The sequence below is a fragment of the Pseudomonas sp. YJ42 genome (assembly GCF_047225135.1).
In the GTDB taxonomy this organism is placed as follows: domain Bacteria; phylum Pseudomonadota; class Gammaproteobacteria; order Pseudomonadales; family Pseudomonadaceae; genus Stutzerimonas; species Stutzerimonas stutzeri_E.
The window spans coordinates 1,521,286-1,542,807 of the sequence record NZ_CP178378.1 but is presented as its reverse complement, the minus strand read 5'-3'; the positions used below and the strand labels follow the sequence as shown (position 1 = coordinate 1,542,807).

20 protein-coding genes and 2 pseudogenes are annotated in these 21,522 nt (G+C 61.4%); 15 read left to right on the top strand and 7 right to left on the bottom strand.

Annotated elements, in window-relative coordinates:
• Window positions 1-67: 67 nt before the first annotated feature.
• The 7 genes from hpaH to ACL0K2_RS06820 all read right to left on the bottom strand — a co-directional run bounded on the left by hpaH (window position 68) and on the right by ACL0K2_RS06820 (window position 6,799).
• Window positions 68-871 (bottom strand): 2-oxo-hept-4-ene-1,7-dioate hydratase, encoded by an 804-nt coding sequence (gene hpaH, locus ACL0K2_RS06850; protein WP_239611745.1) that lies wholly within the window; start codon window positions 869-871, stop codon window positions 68-70.
• 9 nt (window positions 872-880) lie between these two features.
• Complete coding sequence (locus ACL0K2_RS06845; RefSeq protein ID WP_045163111.1) at window positions 881-1,291, bottom strand: 5-carboxymethyl-2-hydroxymuconate Delta-isomerase; 411 nt, start codon at window positions 1,289-1,291, stop codon at window positions 881-883.
• 20 nt (window positions 1,292-1,311) lie between these two features.
• Window positions 1,312-2,169: a 3,4-dihydroxyphenylacetate 2,3-dioxygenase gene (gene hpaD / locus ACL0K2_RS06840; RefSeq protein ID WP_413044080.1), complete on the bottom strand. Its 858-nt coding sequence runs from the start codon at window positions 2,167-2,169 to the stop codon at window positions 1,312-1,314.
• Between the two features lie 72 nt (window positions 2,170-2,241).
• The gene (gene hpaE / locus ACL0K2_RS06835; RefSeq protein WP_045163109.1) at window positions 2,242-3,702 is read right to left on the bottom strand and encodes a 5-carboxymethyl-2-hydroxymuconate semialdehyde dehydrogenase; all 1,461 of its coding nucleotides are present in this window, start codon (window positions 3,700-3,702) and stop codon (window positions 2,242-2,244) included.
• 4 nt (window positions 3,703-3,706) lie between these two features.
• The gene (locus ACL0K2_RS06830; RefSeq protein ID WP_413044079.1) at window positions 3,707-4,480 is read right to left on the bottom strand and encodes a fumarylacetoacetate hydrolase family protein; all 774 of its coding nucleotides are present in this window, start codon (window positions 4,478-4,480) and stop codon (window positions 3,707-3,709) included.
• Between the two features lie 10 nt (window positions 4,481-4,490).
• A complete protein-coding gene (locus tag ACL0K2_RS06825; RefSeq protein ID WP_413044078.1) occupies window positions 4,491-5,150 on the bottom strand; it encodes a fumarylacetoacetate hydrolase family protein in 660 nt (219 codons plus the stop codon).
• A gap of 152 nt (window positions 5,151-5,302) precedes the next feature.
• A complete protein-coding gene (locus ACL0K2_RS06820) occupies window positions 5,303-6,799 on the bottom strand; it encodes an aldehyde dehydrogenase family protein (protein ID WP_239611753.1) in 1,497 nt (498 codons plus the stop codon).
• Between the two features lie 207 nt (window positions 6,800-7,006).
• Between ACL0K2_RS06820 and hpaR the strand changes: the two genes are divergently transcribed.
• The 15 genes and pseudogenes from hpaR to ACL0K2_RS06745 all read left to right on the top strand — a co-directional run bounded on the left by hpaR (window position 7,007) and on the right by ACL0K2_RS06745 (window position 21,458).
• Complete coding sequence (hpaR, locus tag ACL0K2_RS06815; protein ID WP_045163105.1) at window positions 7,007-7,426, top strand: homoprotocatechuate degradation operon regulator HpaR; 420 nt, start codon at window positions 7,007-7,009, stop codon at window positions 7,424-7,426.
• Window positions 7,427-7,455: 29 nt separating this feature from the next.
• Window positions 7,456-8,370, top strand: a complete 915-nt coding sequence (gene hpaA, locus ACL0K2_RS06810; protein WP_045163104.1) for a 4-hydroxyphenylacetate catabolism regulatory protein HpaA — start codon at window positions 7,456-7,458, stop codon at window positions 8,368-8,370.
• Window positions 8,371-8,722: 352 nt separating this feature from the next.
• Entirely contained in the window at window positions 8,723-9,739 is a 1,017-nt protein-coding gene (locus tag ACL0K2_RS06805; protein ID WP_413044077.1) for a TRAP transporter substrate-binding protein, read from the top strand.
• A 4-nt stretch (window positions 9,740-9,743) separates the two neighbouring features.
• A complete protein-coding gene (locus ACL0K2_RS06800; RefSeq protein WP_052679337.1) occupies window positions 9,744-10,274 on the top strand; it encodes a TRAP transporter small permease in 531 nt (176 codons plus the stop codon).
• Window positions 10,271-11,593 (top strand): TRAP transporter large permease, encoded by a 1,323-nt coding sequence (locus ACL0K2_RS06795; protein ID WP_413044076.1) that lies wholly within the window; start codon window positions 10,271-10,273, stop codon window positions 11,591-11,593. Before ACL0K2_RS06800 ends, ACL0K2_RS06795 begins: the two co-directional genes overlap by 4 nt.
• 49 nt (window positions 11,594-11,642) lie before the next feature.
• On the top strand, window positions 11,643-12,827 hold the full coding sequence (locus ACL0K2_RS06790; RefSeq protein ID WP_413044074.1) for a Bcr/CflA family multidrug efflux MFS transporter: 1,185 nt from the start codon (window positions 11,643-11,645) through the stop codon (window positions 12,825-12,827).
• 277 nt (window positions 12,828-13,104) lie between these two features.
• On the top strand, window positions 13,105-14,274 hold the full coding sequence (locus tag ACL0K2_RS06785; protein ID WP_045163100.1) for a p-hydroxyphenylacetate 3-hydroxylase oxygenase component: 1,170 nt from the start codon (window positions 13,105-13,107) through the stop codon (window positions 14,272-14,274).
• Window positions 14,275-14,336: 62 nt separating this feature from the next.
• Window positions 14,337-15,278, top strand: a complete 942-nt coding sequence (locus ACL0K2_RS06780; protein ID WP_045163099.1) for a p-hydroxyphenylacetate 3-hydroxylase reductase component — start codon at window positions 14,337-14,339, stop codon at window positions 15,276-15,278.
• A gap of 282 nt (window positions 15,279-15,560) precedes the next feature.
• Window positions 15,561-16,904, top strand: a complete 1,344-nt coding sequence (locus tag ACL0K2_RS06775; RefSeq protein ID WP_230623667.1) for an APC family permease — start codon at window positions 15,561-15,563, stop codon at window positions 16,902-16,904.
• Window positions 16,905-17,039: 135 nt separating this feature from the next.
• Entirely contained in the window at window positions 17,040-18,110 is a 1,071-nt protein-coding gene (locus tag ACL0K2_RS06770) for an extracellular solute-binding protein (protein ID WP_045163097.1), read from the top strand.
• 15 nt (window positions 18,111-18,125) lie between these two features.
• Window positions 18,126-18,842, top strand: a pseudogene (locus ACL0K2_RS06765) (PAS domain-containing protein); the annotation flags it as partial.
• A gap of 30 nt (window positions 18,843-18,872) precedes the next feature.
• Window positions 18,873-19,088, top strand: a pseudogene (locus tag ACL0K2_RS06760) (methyl-accepting chemotaxis protein); the annotation flags it as partial.
• A 73-nt stretch (window positions 19,089-19,161) separates the two neighbouring features.
• Window positions 19,162-19,611 carry a GlcG/HbpS family heme-binding protein gene (locus ACL0K2_RS06755; RefSeq protein ID WP_045163095.1) on the top strand — a complete coding sequence of 150 codons (450 nt, stop codon included), beginning with the start codon at window positions 19,162-19,164 and terminating at the stop codon, window positions 19,609-19,611.
• 158 nt (window positions 19,612-19,769) lie between these two features.
• Window positions 19,770-21,068, top strand: a complete 1,299-nt coding sequence (locus ACL0K2_RS06750) for an NAD(P)/FAD-dependent oxidoreductase (protein ID WP_045163094.1) — start codon at window positions 19,770-19,772, stop codon at window positions 21,066-21,068.
• Window positions 21,069-21,098: 30 nt separating this feature from the next.
• Window positions 21,099-21,458: a cupin domain-containing protein gene (locus ACL0K2_RS06745; RefSeq protein WP_045163093.1), complete on the top strand. Its 360-nt coding sequence runs from the start codon at window positions 21,099-21,101 to the stop codon at window positions 21,456-21,458.
• Window positions 21,459-21,522 lie beyond the last annotated feature (64 nt).

Sequence of the window (21,522 nt, the reverse complement as noted above, 5' to 3'; positions counted from 1 at the left end):
CTGGGTGCACGGCTCACGGAATTCTGTCTGTCCCATGCCTACCCCCCGTCCCCAGCCCCAGTGCTCGTTAAACGAACCGGCAGGCGATGGAGCCCAGCTGGTCGTAATCGACGTGGAAGCTGTCGCCTGGGTTGGCGGCGACCGGACGGGTGAAGGAGCCGCCGAGGATGATCTGGCCCGGCTGCAGGGTGACGTCATACGGCGCCAGCTTGTTCGCCAGCCAGGCCACGCCTTTGGCCGGGTGATTGAGCACCGCGGCGGAAACGCCCGACTCCTCGATGACGCCGTTGCGGTAGAGGATCGCCGGGACGCGGCGCAGGTCCATGTCGTGGGGTCGTATCGGCCGGCCGCCCATGACCACGCCACCATTGGCCGCGTTGTCGGAGATGGTATCGAAGACCTTGCGGGTGACCTTGGTGTCGGGGTCAACCTGATGGATGCGTGCATCAATGATTTCCAGCGCGGGAATCACGTATTCGGTGGCGTCCAGCACGTCGAAGATGGTGCAGTTCGGGCCCTTCAGCGGTTTGCCGAGGATGAACGCCAGTTCGACTTCCACGCGCGGCACGATGAAGCGCTCGAAGGGAATGTCGGTGCCCTCGTCGAACAGCATGTCGTCGAGCAGCGCGCCGTAGTCCGGCTCGGTGATGTTGGACGAGACCTGCATGGCTCGCGAGGTCAGGCCGATCTTGTGGCCGACCAGCTTGCGGCCATCCTTGATCTTCATGTCCACCCAGGCGCGCTGGATGGCGTAGGCGTCCTCGATGGAGATTTCGGGATGCTCCAGCGAGAACTGGCGAATCTGCTGCCGTGAGCGTTCGGCTGCGTCCAGCCGTGCGGCGCACTGTTGGATGACGGAGGCGTCGAGCATTGGGTGTCCTCAGGAATTCTTGTTGAACAGGGGGTGCAGGCTGCTGTGCTTGGCATCGAATACCTGACCCGGGCTTTCATCGATCTGCAGCGTCACGCCTACTGGGCGACGCGCTCGCACGGCCTCGGTGTGGCGCGCTAGTACGGCGCTCAGGGCCGCGCCGACCGTCTGGTGCACGGCCTGGCTGCGACCGCTGCCCATCCGCAGGTTGGCGTAGAGAAAGCCATAGTCGCCCTGGCCGTCAGCCACCGCCGAATGCGCGGCAGGGTAGGCCAGCACACGGGTGCCGCCCTTGGGAAACACGGCTTTGCCGGCCTCGTCGCGCTGCTCGAGCATGGTGTCAGCCAGCTCGCGGCAGAGTGTGCCCATCGGCACCTCGGCTTCCAGGTCGGCGGTATAGAGCAGAACCAGATGTGGCATAGGGGCCTCCGAGTGCCGGGTCAGAGCGGGAAAATGGCGTTGATCTGGCCGGTGCCGGAGCTGCCGAACAGCGGAGTGATGACTTCCACCTTGCCGCTATATTCCGGGCCGCCGAGCAGGCCGAGCAGCATTGCGGTGTCGTGCATCTTGCCTTCGCCATAGCAGTGCTCGGCGTAGTCCGGCAGCATGGCGCAGAACTCCTTGAAGCGGCCTTCCTGCCAAAGCTTGACCACGTGATGGTCGACCTGCTTGTCGAATTCGCGGCTCCAGTTGTTCAGGTTCTGCTGAGCGATGCGGTCATCGGAGAAGCGGTGCGACAGCGAGCCGGAGGCCAGCACCAGCACCTTGCGGTCGCTCTTCTCGATGGCGCGGCGCACGGCTGCGCCAAAGGTGAAGCTGTCTTCCAGGCGGTGCCAGGCGCACCAGGCGGCGATGGAAACCACCTTCAGCTGCTGATCGTCGGGCACGCCCATGTGCATGTAGCGCATCGGGACGAGGGTGCCGTATTCCAGCTCCAGGCTCGGGATGTTGTGCGCCAGGGTACGCACATCGGCGGCATTGGCCTCTTCAGCGATCAACGCGCCCAGCTCCGGGCAGCCCTGATACTCGTAGTCCATGTCCTTGATGAAGTGCGGCAGCTCGTTGCTGGTGTAGATGCCCTTGAAGTGCTCGCCACAGTTGATGTGATAGCCGCTGTTGACCAGCCAGTGCACATCGAACACCACGGCGGTGTCGGCACCCAACTCACGGGCGCGGCGGGAAATTTCCTTGTGGCCGGCGATCGCTTGTTCCCGGCAGCCGTGGTTCGGGCCGGGCAGTTCGGACAGATACATCGAAGGAACGTGGCAGATCTTTGCTGCGAGGACGACTTCGCCCATGACGGTTCTCCCTGGCCCCGGAGGGCTCTTGTTGTTCAGTGGTGGCGGGCGCGCTGGCGCCCGCCGGCTGCCTTACACGCCCCAACGCGGGATGTGGTGACTGCCCATGGAGATGCAGACGTTCTTCACTTCGGTGAACACCTCGAAGCTGTACTCGCCACCTTCGCGGCCGGTGCCCGAGCCCTTCACGCCACCGAACGGCTGACGCAGGTCGCGCACGTTCTGGCTGTTGATGAACACCATGCCCGCTTCGATACCCGCAGCCAGACGGTGCGCCTTGCCGATGTCCTGGGTCCAGATGTAGGAGGCCAGGCCGTACTCGGTGTCGTTGGCCAAACGCAGGGCTTCGGCTTCGTCCTTGAAGGGGATCAGGCAGACCACCGGGCCGAAGATTTCCTCCTGGGCGATGCGCATCTTGTTGTTCACGTCGGCGAACACCGTCGGCTGGATGAACTGGCCTTTGGACAGATGAGCCGGGAGGCCCGCAGGGCGCTCGAGGCCACCGGCAACCAGGGTGGCGCCTTCTTCCATGCCGATCTTGATGTAGCCAGTGACCTTGTCGTAGTGAGCCTGGGTGATCATCGAACCGACCTGGGTCTTCGGATCCTGCGGGTCACCGACAATCAGCCGCTTGGCGCGGGCGGCGAACTCGTCGACGAACTTCGCGTAGACGCTTTCCTGGATGAAGACACGGCTGCCAGCGGTGCAGCGCTCGCCGTTGAGCGAGAAGATGGTGAATAGCGCGGCATCCAGCGCCCGGTCGAGATCGGCATCGTCGAAGATCAGTACCGGGCTCTTGCCGCCCAGCTCCATGGAGTACTTCTTCAGGCCGGCGTTGGCCATGATCTTCTTGCCGGTGGCGGTGCCGCCGGTGAAGGAGATGGCACGCACGTCCGGGTGCTTGACCAGCGCGTCGCCGGCGATGTGTCCATAACCCTGGATGACGTTCAATACGCCGTTGGGGATGCCGGCTTCAAGGGCCAGGCGGCCCAGTTCGTTCGCCGTCAACGGTGACAGCTCGCTCATCTTCAGAACGGCGGTGTTGCCCAGTGCGAGGCAGGGCGCGGTTTTCCAGGTGGCTGTCATGAACGGCACATTCCACGGCGACACCAGGCCACACACACCCACCGGCTGATGCAGGGTGTAATTGAGCATCTGGTCATCGACCGGGTAGGTGTGACCATTCATGCGCGTGCAGACTTCAGCGAAAAAGTCGAAGTTGTGCGAGGCCCGCGGGATCAGCACGTTCTTGGTCTGGTGGATCGGCAGGCCGGTGTCCAGTGTCTCCAGTTCGGCCAGCTTCGGCACGTTCTGGTCGATCAGCTCACCCAGCTTGCGCATCAGGCGAGCGCGTTCCTTGGCCGGCAGGCCAGCCCACTTGGGGAAGGCTTCCTTGGCGGCCGCAACAGCCTGGTTCACCTCGTCGGCACCGCCGCTGGCGACTTCGCCGATGGCTTCCATGGTGGCCGGGTTGTAGTTGGTGAAGGTCTCTTTGCTCTCGACCTCACGGCCGTTGATCCAATGCTTGATCATGTATTCAAACCTCTTCTGCACGCGCCGCGAAAAACTCTTCTTCGCTGACGATGGTATTGACGAGACGGCCTACGCCTTCCACTTCCACAACGACTTCATCACCCGGCACCACATCGGCCAGGCCTTCGGGCGTGCCGGTGGCGATCATGTCGCCCGGCTGCAGGGTCATGAAGCTGGAGAAATATTCGATCAGGTAGGGGATATCGAAAATCATGTCCGACGTGGAGCCTTCCTGCTTCAGCTCACCGTTGATCCAGGTGCGCAGCTTCAGATTGGACGGGTCCGGCACTTCGGCGGCGTCGACGATCCAGGGGCCGACCGGGGTGGTGCTGTCGCGGTTCTTCACGCGCAGGTTGGGACGGTAGTAATTCTCGAGGTAATCGCGGATCGCGTAGTCGTTGCAGACGGTGTAGCCGGCCAGATAGTCGAGGGCTTCTTCGCGTTTGACGTTGCGCGCCGGCTTGCCGATCACGGCCACCAGTTCACACTCGTAATGCATGTACTTCACGTTGTCCGGGCGCCAGGTGACCTGCTTGTGGCCGGTGTAGGTCCCCGGCGACTTGATGAAGGCGAGTGGCTCGGTCGGCGCCTTGAAGGAAAGCTCGGCGGCGTGGTCGGCGTAGTTCAGCCCCAGGGCAAACATGCTGCCATTGGCCGGGGGCAGCCATTCGACCTGGTCTTCGAGCAGCAGCTCACCGCTGGGCAGGCGGACGGCGTTTTCGGCTTCGACGGTGACGTCATAGGTTTCGCCCTGATAGCGGATACGTGCGCGTTTCATCATTGGCTCCTTATTCCGCAACCACGGTGTTGGTCAGCTTGCCCAGACCGGTTATTTCCACCACTACGGTGTCACCGGGCTTGACGTCCACACGGCCCTCCGGGGTGCCGGTGATGAGCACGTCGCCTTCGTTCAGGGTCATGAAGTCGCTCAGTTCGGCGATCAGCTGGGGGATGGTGCGCACCCAGTTGGCGGTACTGTTTTCCTGGCGGACTTCGCCGTTGAGCAGCAGGCGCAGGGTCAGGGCGTTCGGGTCGGTGATCTGGCTGGCTTCCACCAGCTCAGGGCCAATCGGGCAGAAGCCGTCACGACATTTGGCTTTCACCGCGGGGCGGTAGTAGCTGTCTTCCGGCAGGCTGAATTCGTTGACGATGGTGTAGCCCGCCACATGGCTCATGGCGTCGGCTTCGCTCACGCGGCTGGCGCGCTTGCCGATCACCACGCCCAGTGCAGGGCCGGGCTGAAGGCGTTCCACCCCAGCGGGGAATACCACCGGCTGACCATCGGCATTGCGCGTATTAGGCGTCTTGATGAACAGCACCGGCTTGACCGGCGGCTTTTGGTAAGGCGCTTGCTGGAACTCATCCATCCGGCTATCGAGCAGCCCTTTGTAGTTCAGCGCAATGCCGAACAGGGTGCCGGAGGCTGCCTGGTCTAGGGAGCGGGCCATCGTTGTTCTCCGATACTTGGCTGCGAACCTGTCCGTCTGCAGCTCGTTAAGATGTTAACTTTGTAGTTAATATGTTAATGAATGTCAAGGGAGTCTGCTGGTCGTTTGGTCGACTTGCTGGCCGAGCCGTGCGCCCACGGCATCCACTTCGATCAGTAGGTGATGCACACCGACTTGGTTTCGGTGAATCCTTCAATCGCTGCGCGGCCGAATTCACGGCCCATGCCCGACTGCTTGAAACCGCCGAACGGCATGTTCGGATCGACCGGCACGTGGTTGTTGACCCAGACGGTTCCGGCTTCGATACGGGGGATCAGGTCCATGACCCGGCCCAGATCGTTGCTCCAGATGCTCGCGGTCAGGCCGTAGCGGCTGTCATTGACCATCTCCACCGCGCGCTCCAGGTCGTCGTAGGCCATGACTGAAAGCACCGGGCCGAAGATTTCTTCCTGGATGGGGGTGGATTTCTGTTCCATGTCGCACAGCACCGTGGGCTGAACGAAATAGCCCGGAAGGTCCATGGTCTGGCCGCCGGTTGCGAAACGTGCGCCTTCCCTTCGGGTGATTTCGAGGTAATTCAATACGCTGGCTTGGTGCTTTTGGGATACCAGCGGGTTGATCTGCGCATTCGGGTCCAGGCCCGCGCCGATGGTCATTCCCGACACTGCTGCGCTGAGCGCCTCGACGAACCGGTTGTACTGGCTGCGGTGCACATAGAGGCGAGAGGCGGCTGCGCACACCTGTCCCTGATTGAGCAAACCGCCACCAATGGCGCCGGCGACAGCTTTCTCGATGTCCGCGTCTTCCAGAACCAGCATCGGGTTCTTGCCGCCGAGCTCCAGGGTGAAGCGGGTCATGTTGTTCAACGCGGCGATACCGACCTGCTTGCCGACCGCGGTCGAGCCGGTAAACGAGACCTTGTTGACCAGCGGATGGGCGACCAGTGCTGCGCCGGCTTGCGAACCTTTGCCGATCAGTACGTTGAACACGCCTGCAGGGATGCCGGCTTCGATGGCCAGTTCGGCCAGGCGTAATGCCGTCAGTGGCGTTTCGTCGGCCGGTTTGATGACGATGGTGCAGCCGCAGGCCAGTGCAGGCATGACCTTCCACAGCGCGATCATCATCGGAAAATTCCACGGCACGATGCCCGCAACCACTCCTGCAGGCTCGCGACGGGTATAAGCATTGAAACGCGCACCAGCCGGGATAGGGATCGAGACGTCGAAGGTTTGGCCTTCGATCTTGGTGGCCCAGCCCGCCATGTAGCGCATGTAGTTGACCGAGGCGCCAACCTCGATGGCGCGGGACAGGTGGATCGACTTGCCCTGGTTCAGCGTTTCGATCTGCGCCAGTTCTTCACCGTGCGCTTCGACCAGATCGGCGAAGCGCAGCAGTGTACGTTCGCGTTCGGCCGGTGCTAGCTTGCTCCAACGCCCGGAGGTGAACGCCTGGTGTGCCGACAGCACGATCGCATCGACTTCGGCAGCGTCGGCCTGGACTGTTGTAGCCAACGGCTCGCCGGTGGCCGGGTTATGCAGCGTGTGGCTGGCGCCGCCTTGGTCGGATAAGGATTGACCGTCAATGAACGAGGCGTGTCGTTTCTGAAGGAATTGAGTTACTGGTTGGATCACGTCGATCAAGGCAGACATTTGAGTGCTCCCGCTTCAATGTTGGCATCGCTGAACAGATGCCTCTTGGATGTCGGAGGTTAAGATCCCTCGTTGCAGGTGGCTTGACTCTGCGTGCAGCGCGATATGTTCATGCTTGCCAGAAGCCTGCTTTTGTCGGCAGCGCTTGCCAGGGATCATCATGCGAACGTTAAAATGTTCATCATTCCAACTCGAACTCGGAATCCCATGCCAACACGTCCATCCCTCACGCTGACACTCTTGCAGGCCCGCGAGGCCGCCATGAGCTTTTTCCGTCCGTCGCTCAATCAGCACGGCCTGACCGAGCAGCAATGGCGGGTCATACGCATACTCCGCCAGCATGGCGAGATGGAGAGCTATCGGCTGGCCGAGCTCGCCTGCATTCTCAAACCGAGCATGACTGGCGTGCTGACGCGTCTGGAGCGCGACGGTATCGTCAGCCGCCGTAAGCCGGCCCACGACCAGCGGCGCGTGCACATCAACCTCACGGAGAAGGGGCATCAGTGCTTCCTGTCCATGAGCGAGGACATGGAAGCCAACTATCGGCGGATCCAGGAGCAATTCGGCGAGGAAAAACTGCAGCAGCTGTTCGGCTTGCTCAACGAGTTCAAGCAGATCAAGCCCTGACGGGCTAAATGCAGGCATCGGGAGGGCACATGCGAGATCAGCAACCCATTCCCAATATCGATATCGGCCAGGTCTACGACCAGCGCTACGCCGACGCCGAGGTGCATTACGAGGCGCTTGGCAATCTGGCTGACTTCTTCGGTCGCAACATGCCCGTGCATCGGCATGACCGCTTCTTTCAGGTTCACTACGTCAAGAGCGGCACGGTGCGGGTCTATCTCGATGACCAGCGCTATCAGCAGCAAGGGCCGATGTTCTTTCTCACGCCGCCGACCTTCACCCATGCCTTCGTCACGGATGCCGAAAGCGACGGGCACGTCATTACGGTTCGCCAGCAACTGATCTGGCCGCTGTTGTCCGAGGAGTTCGGGCTTGCGTCGGGCCCGAACATCTCGCCGGTTTGTGTAGGGCTGGCCGAGCTGGGGCCTGAGTTCGGACGTGAAATCATGCGCCTGAATCTGTTGTTCGACGAGTTGCGCAGCGAGTTCGCCGAGCAGCGTCCGGGCCGTGCATTGAGTCTTATCTCGCTGACACGGCTAATCTTCATCAGCCTGCTGCGCCTGTCCTCGCGCTCGCTCACTGCACAGCCGGCACGCGGCGAGGACCTTCACATCTATCAACGCTTCAACGAACTCATCGAGGCGCACTACCAGGCGCATTGGTCGCTGTCGCAATATGCCGAGGCGTTGGGCGCGACGGAAGCGCGACTCAACGATGTGTGCAGGCGTATCGCCGACCTGCCGTCCAAACGACTGGTCCATGATCGGCTTATGCAAGAGGCCAAGCGGCTTCTGCTGTTCACGGGGCATTCGGTCAACGAGATCTGCTACGAGCTGGGCTTCAAGGACCCGGCGTATTTCAGCCGTTTCTTCAGCCGTAACGCGGATGTCACGCCGGGTGAGTACCGCCTGCGTGCGGCTCGCAACGATCCGCACGCAGGCTAGGAGGGCGCCTGCCGGTTGCACCCGATCGCCCTCTGAGGATGCACCTTTCGTCGACGGCGCTGGCGCGTTGCGCGCGGAGGTAAGCGCTGCTTAGCCAGCGATCTACTATTAATAGATTAACAATGTTGGATCGGCGCTTTTTTGATAGCGGTCGTTGTTTTTATTCGTGAGTGAAAACAAATAAGCGATTGAATTTAAAGTATTTATCTACTCATGCCTAGATGGAGCAACGCATAACTAGCTTGGCCCATTTGTCTGTATGTTGACTTTAGTCGTTAGAAGGTTAATGTATTAACCAAAGTCCGGGCGACCTTGCCCCCTGTCTCTAAAACAACAACGAAGGGACCCTACGATGCATACCGCCAAAGCTGCTGCCGCTGCCGTCCTGCTCGGGATATCGTCACTGGTCAGTGCCGAGACCGTCACCCTCAAGATCGGCCATTTCCTTCCCGCCGCGTCAAATGCGCATGCCAACGTCATCGAGCCTTGGTGTGCAGATCTGGAAAAAGAGTCGCAGGGTCGCCTGAAATGCCAGATCTATCCGTCGATGCAACTGGGCGGCACCCCGGCCAAGCTGGCGGACATGGCCAGAAACGGTGTGGCTGATATCGTCTGGACAGCTCCCGGCTACTCCGCGGGCAAGTTCCCGCGGGTAGAGGCGCTGGAGCTGCCATTCCTGCTCCCGTATGGCGGTCAGGCTGGCAATCGCATCATCTGGGACTTCTACGAGCAGTACGCGAAGGATGATTTCAAAGACTACAAAATGCTCGCGCTGTTTGGCGACGGCGGCATGGATGTACACACGCGCAGCACACCGGTAAGAACGGCAGCGGACTTCAAGGACCTGAAACTGCGCGCATCCAGCCGAACCATTGCCAGGACCCTGGAAAGCCTCGGCGCGACGCCCGTGAGCATGCCCCCCGCACAGATGACCGAGGCGATATCCAAGGGCGTGGTCGACGGTGCGATGGCGACCTGGGAAGTGGTGCCGCCTACCAAACTCGATGAAGTCACCCAATATCACAGCGCTGCCGAAGGCCGCCAGGCATTCGGCTACACGGTGCTGACGATGCTGATGAACAAGCGCAAATACGAGCAACTGCCGGATGATCTAAAGGCCATTCTCGACCGCAACAGCGGCAAGGCGCTGGCCGAGCGCTTTGGTGCCGCCTGGGACAAGGCGATCGCCGAGGCCAAACAGAAGGTACCGGCTGACTCGATCGTGCCGATTGCTGACGCGGAGTACCAAGCCATGGAAGCCGCCGTGGCTGCGGTACCGGATCAGTGGGCGAAAGAGGCCAGCGATAACGGGCTCGACGGTGCTGCGCTGGTAGACGGCGTGCGCAAGCTGGTTGCCGGTGACCGGTGATTAGATGAACGAGTCCCTGTCCTTTCCCACTACGCCTCAGCATGCCGGCTTCCTCCGGCGTGTGCTGGATATCACCACCCGATCCTTCGCCCTGGCGGGCGGGCTGATTCTGCTGGGATTGATCAACATGTCGCTGGTATCGATCGTCGGTAGAAAGCTGTTCTCCACGCCGATACGCGGTGACATGGAGATCATGGAAGTGGGGGCTGCCGTAGCCATTGCGGCTTTTCTGCCTCTGTGTGAGTTCAGAGGCAACCATCTCAAGGCTGATGCCTTCACGCTCAAGGCGCCCTTGATGGTGCGAAGAGTGCTGGATGGGCTCGCCCATTTTCTGTGTTTCTTCGCGGCCGCGATTCTCGTCTGGCGAACCAGCCTGCAGGCACTTGAAAGCCTGGAATACGGGGACGTAACCACGCTGCTTTCCATTCCTCTGTGGATTCCGCTGGCGCTGATTGTGCCCAGCCTTGCATTGCTTGCGCTGTGTGCGCTGGCAAGGGTGGCAGACATCATTCGCGGTGCGGGAGTGCGGGCATGAGCGGCTTGACGTTGGGGCTCATCGCGCTGGCTGTGACCATGTTCCTGCTGGTGATGCGCATCCATATCGGCGTCACCATGCTGGTTGGCGGTGCGCTGTGCTACCTGGCGGTGAATGACGGCGACTTCAACGCGTTGTGGTTCACCCTGAATAACCTGGCCTATTCGCGCCTATCGAATTATGACCTGGCGGTGATCCCGCTTTTCGTGCTGATGGGGCAGTTCGCCACGCACGGAGGATTGTCGAAGGGCATCTTCCGCTGCGCAGCGGCTTTCGTGGGGCATCTGCGGGGCGGGCTGGGAATGTCCGCCATCGGCGCTTGCGCCGGCTTCGGTGCCATCTGCGGCTCCTCGCTGGCAACGTCGGCGACCATGAGTCACGTGGCGTTACCCGAGTTGCGGCGTCATCACTATTCCGGACGTTTGGCGACGGCCACAGTCGCGGCGGGCGGCACCCTGGGCATTCTCATACCGCCCTCGGTGCCGTTGATCATCTATGCGGTGCTGACCCAGGAGTCGATCGCCAAGCTGTTCGTCGCGGCGGTAATCCCAGGCATCCTTGCGGTGATCGGCTACATGATCGTCCTGCGCATCATGGTGGCACGCGACGAGGACACCATCGATGTGATCGAAAAAGCGTCGGCAAGCGAGCGTCTGCGTGCGTTCGTGCGTGTTCTACCGGTGATCGGGGTATTTCTGGTGGTGATCGTCGGGATCTACGGCGGTTGGGCGAACCCGACCGAGGCGGCATCCATCGGCGCGGCGGCCTGCGGCATTCTCGCGGTGCTGCAGGGCGGCATGCGCTGGGCCGGCATGCGTACCAGCCTGCTGGGCACGGCCGAAACCACCGCGATGATCTTCTTGGTGCTGCTCGGAGCTGACCTGCTCAATTCAGGCCTGGCGCTGACCCAGATGCCGACCGAACTGGCCACACGGGTGAGCGAGTCCGGCCTGGCTCCAATGATCGTGCTAGCGGCGATCCTGGTGCTGTACTTACTGCTGGGCTGCGTGATGGATTCGCTGGCGATGATCCTATTGACCATCCCGATCTTCTATCCGCTGATCATCGGGCTGGATTTCTACGGGCTCGATGCCTCCGAAAAGTCCATCTGGTTCGGCATCCTCGCCTTGATGGTGGTGGAGATCGGGCTGATCACGCCGCCGCTGGGCATGAACCTGTTCATCGTGCAGAAAGCGGCGGGCGACGTGCCGTTCTCCGAGACGGCGCGGGGCGTGCTGCCGTTCCTGGCCTCCGACCTGGTTCGCATCGTGCTGCTGGCGCTGTTTCCGATCATCAGCCTCGGCTTGCTTAGCCTGTAGATCGACATCGCAGCCGTCGCCCTGACGGCTGCAGCTGCTGGAGCAAACAATGACCACCGTAACCCGACCGCAGCGGCTGATCGTGCTGCTCGCGGCACTGACTGCATTCGGTCCGCTTTCCATCGATATGTACCTGCCGAGCCTACCCGTGATCGCTGCCGACCTCGGCGCGACCGAGTCGGCTATTCAACTGACCATCGGGGTGTTCCTGGGCGGCGTCAGCGCCGGGATGTTGCTTTATGGGCCGTTGTCCGATCGCTTCGGTCGGCGGCGGCTCCTGCTTGGCGGCATGCTCTTGTACATTCTCGCCAGCCTGGGCTGTGCGGTTAGCGCCGATGCGCAGCAGCTCACCGTGCTAAGGCTGGTCCAAGCCCTCGGCGCCGCTTCGGCGACGGTGCTGGCGCGAACCATCGTGCGCGATATTTTCGTGGTGTCGCAGGCAGCCCGAACCCTTTCACTGATGCATCTGGTGACCATGGTCGCGACGCTGATCGCGCCCATTCTCGGCAGCTACCTGATGCTGACCACCGGTTGGCGATCACTGTTCATTTCGCTCGCAGGCTATGCGGCAATCTGCCTGGTGTGCGTCTATCTGGCGATACCTGAAACCCATCCCTCGGAACGGCGGGGCGCGTCGGTGAGCCGCGCGTTCCGTGCCTATGGACGATTGCTGCGCAGCGCGCACGCGGTGGGGCTGATTCTCTGCATGTCGCTGTGCTTCGCCGGGATGTTCGCCTACATCACCGCATCGCCCTTTATCTACATCGATTACTTCGGCGTGTCGGCGCAGCGCTATGGTTTGCTGTTCGCACTGAATATCGTCGGCGTCATTGTCGTCACCTTGTTCAACGCACGGCTGGTGACCCGCGTCGGGCCCCACCGCATGCTGGTCTTTGGCGTGCTCATGGCAGCTGCATCGGGTATTGGGCTGCTGATCGTTGGGTTGATCGAAGCCGGCGGGCTCGCTGCCATCGTGGTCGGGCTGCTTTGTTATATCAGCGTCACCGGACTGCTGGGCGCCAACTGCCTGGCCCGGCTCCTTGGCGACTTTCCCGAGCAGGCGGGGGCCGCTGCGGGATTGGCCGTCGCTACCCAGTTCGGTTTGGGCATGCTGGCGAGTGCCTGGGTCAGCGCATGGCATGACGGCACGCCGCTCCCCATGACCCTGATCATCGCGACCACCGGAATCGGCAGTGCGCTGGCCTATGGTCTGGCCTGCCGGACTCACCCGTAAGACTCGGCTTAGCCCGTATGGGCACCTGTACGGGGGAACATCCGAGGGGCGGCGAATGGTGTGTGTTTAGGGTGTTTCGGGGGCTGCCGTATTTTCATGAAAAGTGCAACTCACTCCCCGGAACATACATTTCGATGGATCGTTCACACATTCATAATCGAGCCATACCCAAGTCGATCCAGTCGTGGCGTGGGCGGGGCATCCTTGCGTGAATGCCCGTCGTTGTCCTGTCACGAATGGGTCGGCCGGAAAGCACAACCATAATCAGGGTCACCGTATGAAAAAGCCAAACCCGCTACTCGAAAGCCTTCAGGACATCCTGCCTGCCATTGCCGCCAATGCTTCCAAAGCCGAAGGGCTGCGCATGGTGCCACCGGAAAATATCGAGATGCTCAAGGGCATTGGCATGCATCGGGCCTTCCAGCCCAAGCCCTACGGTGGCCTTGAGATTTCATTGCCCGAATTTGCCGATTGCATAGCCGCGCTGGCCGGCGCCTGCGCCAGCACGGCCTGGGCGATGAGCTTGCTGTGCACGCATAGCCATCAACTGGCGATGTTTCCCAGGCAGCTACAGGACGAAGTCTGGGGCGAGAACCCGGATGCCACGGCCAGCAGCAGCATCGCGCCCTTCGGCAAGGTGGAGGAGGTCGAAGGCGGGGTCATCTTCAATGGCGAGATGGGCTGGAGCAGCGGCTCCGACCACGCTGAGTGGGCAATCATGGGTTGCAAGCGCAAAGACGCTGAAGGCAACCTGAACTACTGTTTCGCGGTGCTGCCGCGCTCGGATTACGAAATCCGTGACGACTGGTATGCCGTCGGCATGCGGGGCAGCGGCACCAAGACGCTAAGCGTCAAGGATGCCTTCGTGCCCAACCATCGCATCCAGACCGCCAAGGACATGATGGAAGGCAAGTCGGCCGGTTTTGGTCTGTACCCGGACAGCAAAATCTTCTATTCGCCGTACCGTCCATATTTCGCCAGTGGTTTCTCGATTGTCAGTCTCGGGATCGCCGAACGCATGCTCGTCGCCTTCAAGGAAAAGACTAAAAACCGCGTGCGGGCATACACCGGCGCCAATGTCGGTGCGGCAACACCAGCGCTGATGCGCCTGGCCGAGTCCACCCACCAGGTCGCCGCAGCTCGCGCGTTTCTGGAAAAAACCTGGCAGCAGCATGCCGAGTACAGCGAAGCACATCGCTATCCCGATCGAGAGACGCTGGCGTTCTGGCGGACCAACCAGGCCTATGCGGTGAAGATGTGCATCCAAGCAGTGGATCGCCTGTTCGAGGCAGCGGGCGGTGGCGCCTGGATGGAAGCCAACGAAATGCAGCGCTTGTTCCGCGACGTGCACATGACCGGTGCTCATGCCTACACCGATTACGACGTGTGCGCACAGATCCTCGGCCGAGAGCTTATGGGCCTGGAGCCCGATCCGACCCTGCTCTGAGCCGCTGCCCTTTCACTACAAGAACAACTGGCTGTCGGGCGCCGGCAGCCGAGGAGCCCTGCATGAACACCCCCCACGAGTCGGGTTTCGACCCGCGCGCCTTCCGCCGTGCGCTCGGCAATTTCGCCACAGGCGTAACCGTCATGACGGCCGCCACGCCTGCCGGTCAGCAGGCCGGCGTCACGGCCAACAGCTTCAACTCGGTATCGCTCGACCCCGCGCTGATCCTCTGGAGCATCGACAAGCGTTCCACCAGCTATGAGGTGTTTGCGGAGGCGAGCCACTTCGCGGTCAACATCCTGGCGGCAGACCAGATCGAGATATCCAACCAGTTCGCCCGCCCCAAGGACGACAAGTTCGCCGGGATCGACTTCGAGCGCGGCGCCGGTGGCGCGCCGCTACTGGCCGACTGCGCGGCACGCTTCCAGTGCGAACGGCATCAGATCGTCGAAGGTGGTGATCACTGGATTCTGATCGGTAAGGTGGTTGCGTTCGACGACTTCGGTCGGTCGCCGCTGCTCTATCACCAGGGCGCCTATTCCATGGTGCTGCCGCACACGCGGATGCACCGTCAGGACGAAGTGCAGCGGCCGACGAGCGCCTTTCAGGGACGTCTGGCCGACAATATGTACTACTTGATGACCCAAGCGGTGCGCTGCTACCAGGCCAGTTATCAACCTCGTCAGCTGTCCACCGGTTTGCGCACCAGCGAGGCGCGCATGCTGATGGTGCTCGAGAACGATTCGGGCCTGAGCATGGCGGACCTGCAGCGTGAGGTCGACATGCCCCTGCGCGAGATCGAGCAGGCGGCCGAGATACTCAAACGCAAGGGGCTGGTCAGTGACAGCGCTGCCGGCTACGCGCTCACCCCGTCAGGGAACGAGCAGACCGAGGATCTCTGGAGCATTTCCAAGGAACAGCAAGACGCTGTGTTCGGACGTTTCAGCGACGAGCAGATGTCGGCCTTCAAGCAGGTATTGAGAGCGTTGATAGCCGGTTGTTGAGTACGGACGGCGCCTCAGGGCGCCGTTTTACGTTTGGCGGCTCCATCGCGCTGTGATATTGAAAAGCCACCATGACAGCCCGATGCAAGAGCTCGGCAGCCAGGGGCAAGAAACTCCGGCCGCCGCGTTTCACAGTAGCAAGCGATTGCGCGACGCCTGATCGAGACGATCGCGTACTACTGCAACCGACGGCTTGGGCCGAATACGAATACGGGACGAACAATTATGAACCCGACACAGGTATCCAGTCTTGCGAACGCTGCACCAGGGAGCGCTTCGACCATGACGAAAAAGCTGGGCTTTCTGACCATGATGTCGATCTGTATCGGCGTGGTCATCGTGCAGGGCTCGATGATCTCGGCGACGCAGGGAATCGGTATCGGCGGCATGGGCTTCATCGCGGCGATGTTCGTCGCTTTCGTGCTGGCGCAATTCAACGCCATGACCTTTTCCGAGCTATCGCTGATGTTCCCGCAGGCCGGAACGCTGGCCACTTACACGCAGAAAGCGATCGGCCATTTCCCGGCCATCGTCGCGGTGTTTGCAGGTTACGTGGTGGTGGCAATGCTGGCGCTGCCGGTCGAGATGTTCCTGGTCGATGCCATCATCGGTGAGTTGCTCCCCGGCATGTTTCCAGCGAAGGTCGTGCCTATTGCCATCCTGGTCCTGCTGACGATCACTAACTTGGTGGGGGCAGATGTTTTCGCCAGGGTGCAGAATCTGCTGGCGTTCGTCCTCGTCTGCGCACTGGTGCTGATTGGCCTGTGCGCTGTGACCGGTATCGCCGAGCCGTATCCGGCGATCGAGGGAGCAGGGGTCGATTGGAGCTTCGCCTCGGTCGCTGATGGCAGCTTCCTGGGGCTGGTCGCCTTGGCGATGTGGCTGATGGTCGGGGTCGAATTCATCTGCCCGATGATCAACGAGGTCGACAAGCCCGAACGCAACATCCCGCGGGCGATGATGCTTTCGCTGGTGCTGATGCTGGCGATTTTCCTGACGTTCGTGGTTGGCGCTTCTCGCTACCTGAGCGCGGAAACCCTGGCGACGGCGCCGTTGCCGTACCTGGATTATGCGAACGCTGTGTTCGGTAAGGCCGGTCTGCTGGTTGCTACCGTCATGGCTATCGCAGCGACCTGCAGCACGATCAATACCGTACTCGCGGCCGTACCGCGGATGCTGCAGGGCATGGCCGAGAATGGTCAGGCGTTCCCGCAGATGAAGATCGTCAGCGAGCGCTTCGGCACGCCCTGGGTTGCGATCTTGTTCATGGCCATCATCATCGCCGTTCCTGTGCTGCTCGCCGATATCGATTCGCTCATCACGCTGGTGATCGCCGCATCCACCAGTTGGCTGCTCGCCTACATCGTCGCGCACGTCAACGTGCTGGTTCTGCGCCGCCGCATGCCGGAGCACGCGCGTCCCTACAGGACGCCGTTCTATCCGCTGCCACAGCTGCTGGGTATTCTCGGCATGGCCTATGTGGCTCTGAACAACTCGCCGTCGCCGGAAATCACGGCGCTGGTCTACAAGATTACCGGTGGCATCCTGTTGCTGATCAGTGTCATTGCGGCGCTCTGGGTGAAGTTCTACATGAAGCGCAACCTGTTCGAACCGGATCTGTCGTAACCGCTCGACGAGGCGCCGCAAGGCGCCTTTTTTTCGTCTGCATGGCAGCGGCAAACAACACCACAGCAGCGAGAGGCAAGACGGGGGGTGCGGTTGAGGACTTAATTCTCTGAACGGATCGGGGGGAGAGTGCTCATGAGAGGATTGCTGCTGTTGCTGACGCTGTTGGCCGGTCTGGCCCGGGCCGATACCACACTCAGAGTGCTCAACTGGAAGGACTACATCGAACCCGAGGTGCTGGAACGCTTCAAGGCCGAGCATGCGGTGCGCATCGACTACCAGACCTTCACCTCGGCCGATGAACTCGACCGCCTGCTGGATGCCGGCACGCCCTACGACCTGATCGTGCCCTCGCATTTCCAGCTCACCAGATTGATCGACAGCGGCCGGCTCCTGCGCCTGGATAAATTCCGCCTGAGCCACTACGACAATCTGGATCCGAAACTACTCGCCTCCCTGGCGGCCTTTTCCAGGGCAAACGATTACGTCGTGCCTTATCTCTGGACCACCGTCGGCCTCGTGACGGATGACGCCAAGCTGGCCGAGCGGCTTGGTGAGACGCCAGCCGACAGCTGGTCCGTTCTGTTCGATCCAACTATTGCCAACAGGCTGAGCGATTGCGGCATCGGTTGGATAGACGCGCCGGAGGAAATCTTCTCGCTCTGGTTGAACTATCGCGGCAAACAGCTTGGGCGAGCCAGCCCACGGGCCCTGGAGCGCTATGCGCGGCGCATTGGCGAGTCGGCTTCACGGGTTGGCTCGCTGAACAATGACGCCTATGTGGATGGCCTCGCCAAGGGGCAGCTCTGCGTTGCCATGGCGTGGGCAGGGCACGCGATCACCGCCGCGCAGCAGCGCCCGTCGCTGCGATACCGGATCCCGCGTGAAGGCGGTTTGCTGACCATTGACAGCTGGGCGATACCTGCCAATGCCGGCAACCCGGAACTTGCCCATCGATTCATCAACTTCATGCTGATGGCTCCGGTTGCGGTCCGCAACACCCAGGCGACGGGCTTCTACTCACCGATGAAGACCACGCTGGCCGAGATGGAGGCTTTGGCGATCACCGACGCCCGTCTTGTGCCAACCGCCGCTGCGCGGCAGCGCCTGTATTTCCTGGAGCAGCTGTCCCCTGATCAGAAAGCGGTCATTGATCGAGAGTGGTCGCGCTTGAAACAGGATCGGGCGCCTGACCTGGTGCCATAACCGTGTGGAGTGCTCATGTTCATCGATAAACGCCAACGGCTCGCCGAAGATCTCGTACAGCAGCTGGAGGCCCTGGGGCGGGGCGAACCCGTCGCGGCATCCGCGTCTCTGCGGCCGTTCCCGCTGCTGATCGAGGCACTCGACCAGCTTCAACGCCGGGAACAAGCTACAGCCGAACGGTTAGAGCGCTTCAAACACGAGGCGGCTGGCTCCCGTAGCGCTCTGAGCACGGCCGAGCAACGTATCGCGAGCCTGGAGCGCGATTGCATCGCCCTCGAGCATGCGCACCGCGAGGCCGCTCGTGCGCGTGAAGTCCTCGCGGAACAGAACGAACTGCATGCTCGTGAAGCGCATGTCTGGGAGATCATGCAGTCGACGCTCACCGAGGGCTGCTGGGACATCACGGTAGTCAACGGACGAGTCGACGACCCGGCCAGCCTGATGCGGCTGTCTGGGCAGTTCCGAGCATTGATGGGGTATGGTGCGGAGGAGCTGCCCGATGGCTGGGATAGCCAGGTCAGCATTACTCATCCGGACGATGCGCCGGCCATCTTCGCGTTGTTCGAGCGAGAAATCGTCAGTCCCGCCGGTAGCGGTGAGTACGTCATCGAATACCGTATGCGGCACAAGACCCGCGGCTATATCTGGTGCCGCGAGCGCGGGCGTGCAGTGCGCGACGCCGCTGGCGTGCTCTATCGGGTGATCGGGGCGGTCAGGGACATCTCGGACGAACACAGCGCGCGCTCGGTCCATGAGCAGATGGTGCGGCAGAACCAGGCGACCTACGCGCAGATCGCCCAGGTCGTCAGCGTCATCAAGGGCATCGCTGATCAGACAAACTTGCTGGCGCTCAATGCGGCGATCGAGGCCGCCCGCGCCGGCGAAGTGGGGCGGGGATTCTCGGTGGTCGCCGACGAGGTGAAGAAACTGGCGGACCGGACTCGGCAGGCCACCCAGCAGATCCAGGAGATGCTCGAGGCGCAGACGCTGCGCGGTACGGGCAGTGGATCCGAGGCGAGCTGACAAGTAAATGAGCCAGGAGAGTCACGCCATGTCGAAGCTGCTGCGTGTCGTCCCGAGCATTACCTTGAGCCTGGCCCGCGAAATCCTGGCGTGCGTGATTGAGGAGGCCGAGCGCCAGGAGGTGGCCGTCAGCGTCGCTATTGTCGGTGCCGGAGGCGAAGTGGTGTTGACCGCGCATATGGATGGCGCACCGCCGCCAAGCCGCGCCATTGCGCTGAGCAAGGCGATGACCGCTGCCGCGTTCCGTGACTCAACGGCCGAGTGGGAGGAGCGGCTGGCCTGCTGCTCTGCAATGGTCAGGCAAGGCTTACCGTTGCAGCCGGGTCTTGCATTTTTCGGTGGCGGCGAACCCTTCGTGCATCAGGGCGACGTCATCGGTGCGGTTGGTCTTTCAGGTGCGTCCGAGTCGGTCGATGTCGCGTGCGCTCGCGCGGCCAGCGAACGGGTGAAGGCCTTGCTGCAGGGCCTGCCCGACTAGATGCCCGGCTTTTTCAGTCCTGGCATGATCGGTCAAGCCGGCGTCAGTGATGGTCAAGACTTTTGCGCGCTGAAAACCGTTAATAGGCCACTCCGTTGTAGCTTTGCCGGCAAACCAGATGTTTACCGCCAGAGCGTTCACCTCGTGCAGGTTGTCCCATGATCAATATCGAAACCCCGACGTATTACACCGCCACGAAGAAATACGACCTGAGCTTCCCTTCACTCGAAGGTGATATCGAGGCGGATGTCGTCGTGATTGGTGGCGGGTTCTCCGGCGTGAACACCGCGCTGGAACTGGCCGAGAAAGGAATCACCAATATCGTGTTGCTGGAAGCGCGCTATCTAGGCTTCGGCGGCACCGGGCGCAACGGCGGACAGATCATGGCGGGTATTGGCCATGATCTTGAAACGATCCGCAAGCAAGTGGGCGAGGATGGCCTGGCGAAGATCTTCGAAATCAGTGATCAGGGCGCCAAGATCATCAAGAGCCGTATCGAGCGTTACAACATCGATGCGGATTTCACCCATGGCTATGGCTACATGGGCTTCAACAGCCGCCAGGAGAAGACGCTGCGGGGCTGGGAAAAAGAATTTCGCGCCATCGCGCCGGATCAGGAAATCGAGCTGCTGACCGGGTCTGATCTGAAGCGGATGGTCGGGTCGGATGCTTACAGCTGTGGTCTTCTTCACATGGGCGGTGGCCATGTTCACTCGCTCAATCTGCTGCTCGGCGAAGCACAGGCTCTGACCAGCCATGGCGCCAGGCTCTACGAAAACAGCCCGGCGCTGGCCGTCGAGTACGGCGACCGAGTCACGGTGCGCACCGCCAAGGGCTCGGTCAGGGCGAGCAAGCTGCTCTGGGCCTGCGACAGCTTTCTCAACAAGCTCGAGCCCACGCTGCATAAGAAGACGCTCAACACCTACGCCTTCCAGATCATGACCGAGCCGCTGTCCGACGCGCTCATCGAGCGCATCAGTCCGATCCGCGGTGCGTTCAGCGATATCCGTCCGGTCATCGACTACTACCGGGTCACGGCTGAGAACCGGCTCCTGTTCGGTTCTGCTACCCCGTACGTGGAGCATATTCCCAGCGACCTGAAGGCCTGGAATCGCAACCTGATGCTTAAGATCTTCCCCTATCTCAAGGACGTGAAGATCGATCTGGCTTGGGGCGGGCCGATGGCCGTCGGTGCGAACCTGTTCCCGCAGATCGGCTCCTTGCCCGGTCATCCAAACGTGTTCTTCGTACAGGGTTACGCAGGATTCGGCGTCACTCCGAGCCACATCATCTGCAAGGTTCTCGCCGAGGGGATGAACGAAGGTTCGGCCCGCTACGATCTGATCAGTTCTGTACAGCATGCCGATATCCCGGCCAAGGACACCTTGCGTGCCCTCATTCTCACGGGCGGCAAAACCTGGCATCAGCTCGAAGGCTTCTGGACCGGGCGCCGCTAATAACGACTCACCTCAACTGGAGGAACTGCCATGACCCCGATCAAACAGGGTGTTACGTATCAAGAACTGGATAGCTGGGGCACTGTCGCTGACCTTGGCTCGGAAATCCTCGAAGGTGAAGCGAAGATAGCCGGTCGCATGACCTTCGGTGCACCGACCGATCCGGTCAGCGCTGGCTACTTCGCCGCGACCAGGAGCAAGTTCCGCATGGTCTATCCGTTCACCGAACAGGCCACCGTCGTGCACGGCGAAGTGGTCCTGACCGATGAAAAGACCGGACAAAGCACCCGATACAAAGCTGGCGAGAGCTGGTTCGTCGAAAAAGGCACGCCCGTTCTGTGGGACGTCGTCAGCGACAGCTTCACCAAGCACTACCTCGCGGTCGTCTGACCCATCCGAGCCCGCCGGAAGGTCTGGCGGGCTCATTCTCTCGGTTGGCTTCGAAGAGCCATAC

What these genes read in the sequence shown, in the direction of transcription:
- hpaH (WP_239611745.1), bottom strand. Translation starts at nt 871, where the DNA reads ATGCTCGACGCCTCCGTCATCCAACAGTGCGCCGCACGGCTGGACGCA.
- ACL0K2_RS06845 (WP_045163111.1), bottom strand. Translation starts at nt 1,291, where the DNA reads ATGCCACATCTGGTTCTGCTCTATACCGCCGACCTGGAAGCCGAGGTG.
- hpaD (WP_413044080.1), bottom strand. Translation starts at nt 2,169, where the DNA reads ATGGGCGAAGTCGTCCTCGCAGCAAAGATCTGCCACGTTCCTTCGATG.
- hpaE (WP_045163109.1), bottom strand. Translation starts at nt 3,702, where the DNA reads ATGATCAAGCATTGGATCAACGGCCGTGAGGTCGAGAGCAAAGAGACC.
- ACL0K2_RS06830 (WP_413044079.1), bottom strand. Translation starts at nt 4,480, where the DNA reads ATGAAACGCGCACGTATCCGCTATCAGGGCGAAACCTATGACGTCACC.
- ACL0K2_RS06825 (WP_413044078.1), bottom strand. Translation starts at nt 5,150, where the DNA reads ATGGCCCGCTCCCTAGACCAGGCAGCCTCCGGCACCCTGTTCGGCATT.
- ACL0K2_RS06820 (WP_239611753.1), bottom strand. Translation starts at nt 6,799, where the DNA reads ATGTCTGCCTTGATCGACGTGATCCAACCAGTAACTCAATTCCTTCAG.
- hpaR (WP_045163105.1), top strand. Translation starts at nt 7,007, where the DNA reads ATGCCAACACGTCCATCCCTCACGCTGACACTCTTGCAGGCCCGCGAG.
- hpaA (WP_045163104.1), top strand. Translation starts at nt 7,456, where the DNA reads ATGCGAGATCAGCAACCCATTCCCAATATCGATATCGGCCAGGTCTAC.
- ACL0K2_RS06805 (WP_413044077.1), top strand. Translation starts at nt 8,723, where the DNA reads ATGCATACCGCCAAAGCTGCTGCCGCTGCCGTCCTGCTCGGGATATCG.
- ACL0K2_RS06800 (WP_052679337.1), top strand. Translation starts at nt 9,744, where the DNA reads ATGAACGAGTCCCTGTCCTTTCCCACTACGCCTCAGCATGCCGGCTTC.
- ACL0K2_RS06795 (WP_413044076.1), top strand. Translation starts at nt 10,271, where the DNA reads ATGAGCGGCTTGACGTTGGGGCTCATCGCGCTGGCTGTGACCATGTTC.
- ACL0K2_RS06790 (WP_413044074.1), top strand. Translation starts at nt 11,643, where the DNA reads ATGACCACCGTAACCCGACCGCAGCGGCTGATCGTGCTGCTCGCGGCA.
- ACL0K2_RS06785 (WP_045163100.1), top strand. Translation starts at nt 13,105, where the DNA reads ATGAAAAAGCCAAACCCGCTACTCGAAAGCCTTCAGGACATCCTGCCT.
- ACL0K2_RS06780 (WP_045163099.1), top strand. Translation starts at nt 14,337, where the DNA reads ATGAACACCCCCCACGAGTCGGGTTTCGACCCGCGCGCCTTCCGCCGT.
- ACL0K2_RS06775 (WP_230623667.1), top strand. Translation starts at nt 15,561, where the DNA reads ATGACGAAAAAGCTGGGCTTTCTGACCATGATGTCGATCTGTATCGGC.
- ACL0K2_RS06770 (WP_045163097.1), top strand. Translation starts at nt 17,040, where the DNA reads ATGAGAGGATTGCTGCTGTTGCTGACGCTGTTGGCCGGTCTGGCCCGG.
- ACL0K2_RS06755 (WP_045163095.1), top strand. Translation starts at nt 19,162, where the DNA reads ATGTCGAAGCTGCTGCGTGTCGTCCCGAGCATTACCTTGAGCCTGGCC.
- ACL0K2_RS06750 (WP_045163094.1), top strand. Translation starts at nt 19,770, where the DNA reads ATGATCAATATCGAAACCCCGACGTATTACACCGCCACGAAGAAATAC.
- ACL0K2_RS06745 (WP_045163093.1), top strand. Translation starts at nt 21,099, where the DNA reads ATGACCCCGATCAAACAGGGTGTTACGTATCAAGAACTGGATAGCTGG.